The following is a 5,194-nucleotide window of genomic DNA, read 5'->3' as shown; positions in this document are numbered from 1 at the left end:
CCTTATCCGGCCTACAGGGGCCGGGCTGAACGTATTTTGTAGGCCTGATAAGCGCAGCGCATCAGGCACATCACAACACCGCACCATCGGGTGCAAAGCTATATCCTGAGCCTCCATAACACAAGCCATCCTGCGGTATATGCGGTAAACTAGGCGCGATTTTGCATCAGGAAAGCGTCTATGAATCACTCCCTTAAAGCCTGGAACACCTTCGGTATCGATCAGCAAACGAATGAACTTGTCTGCGCCGAAAATGAACAACAATTACTGAATGCCTGGCAATCAGCCAATGCATCGCATCATCCAGTACTGATCCTGGGCGAAGGGAGCAACGTCCTGTTTCTTGATGCCTTCCAGGGGACGGTGATCGTCAATCGTATTAAGGGTATTGAGATTACAGAACAACCTGATGCGTGGCATTTGCACGTAGGTGCGGGTGAAAACTGGCATCATCTGGTCCAGCATACGTTGCAGCTTGGTATGCCTGGCCTGGAAAATCTGGCGCTTATCCCAGGCTGCGTGGGTTCATCGCCAATCCAGAACATTGGTGCCTATGGCGTAGAGCTACAGCGCGTCTGCGAATACGTAGACTGCGTTGAGCTGTCGACTGGCAAACATCTGCGCGTTGGTGCAGCAGAATGTCGCTTTGGTTATCGTGACAGCATCTTCAAACATGAATACCAGGATCGCTTCGCAATTATTGCTGTTGGTTTACGCTTGTCTAAACAGTGGCATCCGGTACTGACCTATGGCGATCTGACGCGCCTGGATCCTACAACGGTGACGCCTCAGCAGGTTTTTGATTCTGTCTGCCATATGCGCACGACAAAACTGCCCGATCCGAAAGTAAACGGTAATGCAGGAAGCTTCTTTAAAAACCCGGTTGTCACCGCAGAGATTGCGCAGGAGCTCTTGGCAAAATTCCCAACAGCACCTCATTACCCGCAGGCTGATGGTTCTGTGAAACTGGCAGCCGGCTGGCTTATCGATCAGTGTCAGCTAAAAGGCATGCGTATTGGTGGCGCAGCGGTACATCAACAGCAGGCACTGGTGCTGATCAATGCAGACAATGCGACGAGTCAGGATGTGGTGCAACTTGCACATCATGTACGTCAAAAAGTCGGTGAGAAATTTAATGTCTGGCTCGAACCAGAGGTCCGGTTTATTGGCCCGCAGGGTGAAATGAATGCTGTGGAGATCATTGCATGAAGGATAATACCGTCCCTCTGACGCTTATTTCATTACTCGCTGATGGCGAATTTCATTCCGGTGAGCAGCTCGGTGAAAAGTTGGGAATGAGCCGTGCCGCAATCAATAAGCATGTCCAGACGTTACGCGACTGGGGGGTTGATGTCTTTACTGTTCCAGGTAAAGGATACAGCTTACCGGAGCCTATCCAACTATTAGATGCCTCACTTATTCATTCTCAACTGGATGGTGGAAATATCACAGTCCTGCCGGTTATCGACTCAACCAATCAGTACCTGATGGACCGAATAGGTCAACTGGAGTCAGGGGATGCCTGTGTCGCTGAATATCAGCAAGCCGGGCGCGGCCGCCGTGGTCGCAAATGGTTCTCACCGTTTGGTGCCAACCTGTACCTTTCAATGTTCTGGCGGTTGGAACAAGGACCGGCTGCCGCGATTGGCCTGAGTCTGGTTATTGGTATCGTCATGGCTGAGGTTTTACGCGATCTGGGCGCAGAGAAGGTACGTGTAAAATGGCCCAACGACCTCTATTTGCTCGACCGTAAGCTGGCAGGGATCCTGGTTGAACTGACCGGTAAGACAGGGGATGCCGCGCAGATTGTTATCGGTGCGGGTATTAATATGTCCATGCGCCGGGTTGAAGAAAATGTAGTTAATCAAGGCTGGATTAACTTGCAGGAAGCGGGCATTAACATTGATCGCAATACCCTTGCTGCCCGACTGATACGTGAGTTGCGTGCTGCGTTAGTGCTCTTTGAGCACGAAGGTTTAGCGCCGTATCTGTCTCGCTGGAAGAGACTGGATAACTTTATCGACCGCCCGGTCAAACTTATTATTGGCGATAAAGAAATATTTGGCATCTCTCGTGGAATAGACGCGCAAGGTGCATTATTGCTTGAACAAAATGGCGAGATCAAACCCTGGATGGGTGGAGAAATATCGCTAAGAAGCGCTGAGTAATAAGAAGGGGAGGTGTTGCTCCCCTTTTTTATTTATTTTCTCAACCTGACTTGCTCAACGGCATGATTGGCACTTTTCGTCATGATTAAGCTTGCTCGCTCACGGGTTGGTAATATATTTTGTTTTAAATTCAGCCAGTTAATCTCTTTCCATAACGATGTGGCGGTGTTGATAGCCTCATCTTCTGATAATTTTGCATAGTTATGGAAATAAGAGTCCGGGTTGGTAAATGCCCCTTCACGGAATTTCAGGAAACGGTTGATATACCACGTCTGGAGTAATTCTTCTGGCGCATCAACATAAATAGAAAAGTCGACAAAGTCAGAAACAAATACATGATGCGGATCGTGAGGATAGTCCATCCCGCTTTGTAATACATTTAGCCCTTCGAGTATTAATATGTCGGGCTGGGCAACGGTTTTGTCGCCATCAGGGATCACATCATAGATGAGATGGGAATAGACCGGCGCCGTGACGTTAGGTACGCCTGATTTCAGATCGGAAACGAATTTAACCAAGCGATGCATATCATAGGACTGGGGGAAGCCTTTCTTCTTCATCAGTCCACGATCTTTCAATACCTGGTTAGGGTGGAGAAAGCCATCGGTAGTAATCAACTCAACCTTGCGATGCTCGGGCCAGCGACTGAGCAAAGCCTGCAAAACACGCGCAGTCGTACTTTTACCGACGGCGACGCTGCCAGCAATGCTAATAATATAAGGAATACGCTCGCCATTCGTGCCTAAAAATTGCTCCAGCACGGCCTGACGTCGCAGGTTCGAACTGATGTAAAAGTTTAGCAAACGCGAGAGAGGCAAATAAATCTCGGCAACTTCTTCCAGCGATAAGTCTTCGTTAATGCCTTTAAGACGAGCAATCTCTTCCTCGGTCAGGGTCATCGGCACGGAATCACGAAGCGCAGCCCACTGGTTGCGATCAAACTGTAGGTAAGGCGACGTTAACGCTTGCTCTTTTATACTCATACGCATGGTCTGGCTGTCATTGCTATATCAGGTCTGCGGTAAAAAACGAAATCATCCCGGTACGCAATGGCACGCACATTTCAGTTAATTTGGACAATGGGCAGGAGGGTAACACCAGATGGGGGGGAATAATAAGAAAAAATCATCCTCTGAAATGCAATGTGACGGGTATTCCAGATGTATAAAGATGTGCTTTCTCTCTATCAAAGCGTACCTGCCGGAGCAAAATTCCTCCCAGAGGAGGCTCCTGACGTTGGAAATTTGTCCAATCCAAAGAAGAAATAGATTATTTATCGGTCGTATAGTGCAAAATGTGAGCGATAGAACATTTTATGCAATTTTTTAGTTGCATGAGTGCGCATGTCTCCATAAAATGCGCGCTACTTGATGCCGACTTAGCTCAGTAGGTAGAGCAACTGACTTGTAATCAGTAGGTCACCAGTTCGATTCCGGTAGTCGGCACCATCAAGTCCGGTGGGGTTCCCGAGCGGCCAAAGGGAGCAGACTGTAAATCTGCCGTCACAGACTTCGAAGGTTCGAATCCTTCCCCCACCACCACTTTCTGGCAGCGTTATCGCCGCCTGAGTTGATTAAAAAATTAATCAGCTCGAACAGAAAAGAGAGAAATCTCTTTTTTGTTGCAGAAAGAACTGGGTAGCCGAGTTTCAGGATGCGGGCATCGTATAATGGCTATTACCTCAGCCTTCCAAGCTGATGATGCGGGTTCGATTCCCGCTGCCCGCTCCAGACGTGCTGATATGGCTCAGTTGGTAGAGCGCACCCTTGGTAAGGGTGAGGTCCCCAGTTCGACTCTGGGTATCAGCACCACTTCACTTCTCCTTCCCGTTTCTCTCTGTTTACTTTTAAAAGCATTCAACAGCTCAGGTATATTGCCTGGTTGATGTGGTGATATCACCGATTTATCCGTGTCTTAGAGGGACAATCGATGTCTAAAGAAAAATTTGAACGTACTAAACCGCACGTTAACGTCGGTACTATCGGCCACGTTGACCATGGTAAAACAACGCTGACCGCTGCAATCACTACCGTTCTGGCTAAAACCTACGGCGGTGCTGCTCGCGCATTCGACCAGATCGATAACGCGCCGGAAGAAAAAGCTCGTGGTATCACCATCAACACTTCTCACGTTGAATATGACACCCCGACTCGCCACTACGCACACGTAGACTGCCCGGGCCACGCCGACTATGTTAAAAACATGATCACCGGTGCTGCGCAGATGGACGGCGCGATCCTGGTTGTTGCTGCGACTGACGGCCCGATGCCGCAGACTCGTGAGCACATCCTGCTGGGTCGTCAGGTAGGCGTTCCGTACATCATCGTGTTCCTGAACAAATGCGACATGGTTGATGACGAAGAGCTGCTGGAACTGGTAGAAATGGAAGTTCGTGAACTTCTGTCTCAGTACGATTTCCCGGGCGACGACACTCCGATCGTTCGTGGTTCTGCTCTGAAAGCGCTGGAAGGCGAAGCAGAGTGGGAAGCGAAAATCATCGAACTGGCTGGCTTCCTGGATTCTTACATCCCAGAACCAGAGCGTGCGATTGACAAGCCGTTCCTGCTGCCTATCGAAGACGTATTCTCCATCTCCGGTCGTGGTACCGTTGTTACCGGTCGTGTAGAACGCGGTATCATCAAAGTTGGTGAAGAAGTTGAAATCGTTGGTATCAAAGAGACTGCTAAGTCTACCTGTACTGGCGTTGAAATGTTCCGCAAACTGCTGGACGAAGGCCGTGCTGGTGAGAACGTTGGTGTTCTGCTGCGTGGTATCAAACGTGAAGAAATCGAACGTGGTCAGGTACTGGCTAAGCCGGGCTCTATCAAGCCGCACACCAAGTTCGAATCTGAAGTGTACATTCTGTCCAAAGACGAAGGCGGCCGTCATACTCCGTTCTTCAAAGGCTACCGTCCGCAGTTCTACTTCCGTACTACTGACGTGACTGGTACCATCGAACTGCCGGAAGGCGTAGAGATGGTAATGCCGGGCGACAACATCAAAATGGTTGTTACCCTGATCCACCC

At 49.4% G+C, this 5,194-nt stretch carries 4 protein-coding genes, 4 tRNA genes and 1 pseudogene; 7 read left to right on the top strand and 2 right to left on the bottom strand.

Annotated features, from left to right (window positions below):
• Positions 1 to 180 precede the first annotated feature (180 nt).
• Both murB and birA read left to right on the top strand, forming a co-directional pair.
• Positions 181 to 1,209, top strand: coding sequence for a UDP-N-acetylmuramate dehydrogenase (gene murB / locus OGX97_RS14760; RefSeq protein ID WP_048215164.1), 1,029 nt, complete (start codon positions 181 to 183; stop codon positions 1,207 to 1,209).
• Positions 1,206 to 2,168, top strand: a complete 963-nt coding sequence (birA, locus tag OGX97_RS14755) for a bifunctional biotin--[acetyl-CoA-carboxylase] ligase/biotin operon repressor BirA (protein ID WP_003826969.1) — start codon at positions 1,206 to 1,208, stop codon at positions 2,166 to 2,168. The genes murB and birA overlap by 4 nt, the downstream gene beginning before the upstream one ends.
• 32 nt (positions 2,169 to 2,200) lie before the next feature.
• On the opposite strand, the gene coaA is transcribed toward birA, so the two are convergent.
• Positions 2,201 to 3,151: a type I pantothenate kinase gene (gene coaA / locus OGX97_RS14750; protein ID WP_003031107.1), complete on the bottom strand. Its 951-nt coding sequence runs from the start codon at positions 3,149 to 3,151 to the stop codon at positions 2,201 to 2,203.
• A 289-nt stretch (positions 3,152 to 3,440) separates the two neighbouring features.
• A pseudogene (locus tag OGX97_RS14745) lies at positions 3,441 to 3,521 on the bottom strand (hypothetical protein); the annotation flags it as partial.
• A gap of 19 nt (positions 3,522 to 3,540) precedes the next feature.
• Here OGX97_RS14745 and OGX97_RS14740 point away from each other — a divergent pair.
• The 5 genes from OGX97_RS14740 to tuf form a co-directional block, all read left to right on the top strand.
• Positions 3,541 to 3,616: transfer RNA gene (locus OGX97_RS14740), tRNA-Thr, on the top strand.
• 8 nt (positions 3,617 to 3,624) lie between these two features.
• Positions 3,625 to 3,709 (top strand) — tRNA-Tyr (locus OGX97_RS14735).
• 114 nt (positions 3,710 to 3,823) lie between these two features.
• Positions 3,824 to 3,898 (top strand) — tRNA-Gly (locus OGX97_RS14730).
• Between the two features lie 5 nt (positions 3,899 to 3,903).
• Positions 3,904 to 3,979: transfer RNA gene (locus OGX97_RS14725), tRNA-Thr, on the top strand.
• Between the two features lie 118 nt (positions 3,980 to 4,097).
• On the top strand, positions 4,098 to 5,194 hold a 1,097-nt coding region (gene tuf, locus OGX97_RS14720), incomplete at its 3' end, for an elongation factor Tu (RefSeq protein ID WP_118262821.1).

This window comes from Citrobacter sp. Cpo061, assembly GCF_030332845.1.
Lineage (GTDB): Bacteria > Pseudomonadota > Gammaproteobacteria > Enterobacterales > Enterobacteriaceae > Citrobacter > Citrobacter portucalensis.
The sequence above is the reverse complement of the archived record's forward strand: the minus strand, read 5'-3'. Positions and strand labels throughout refer to the sequence as shown.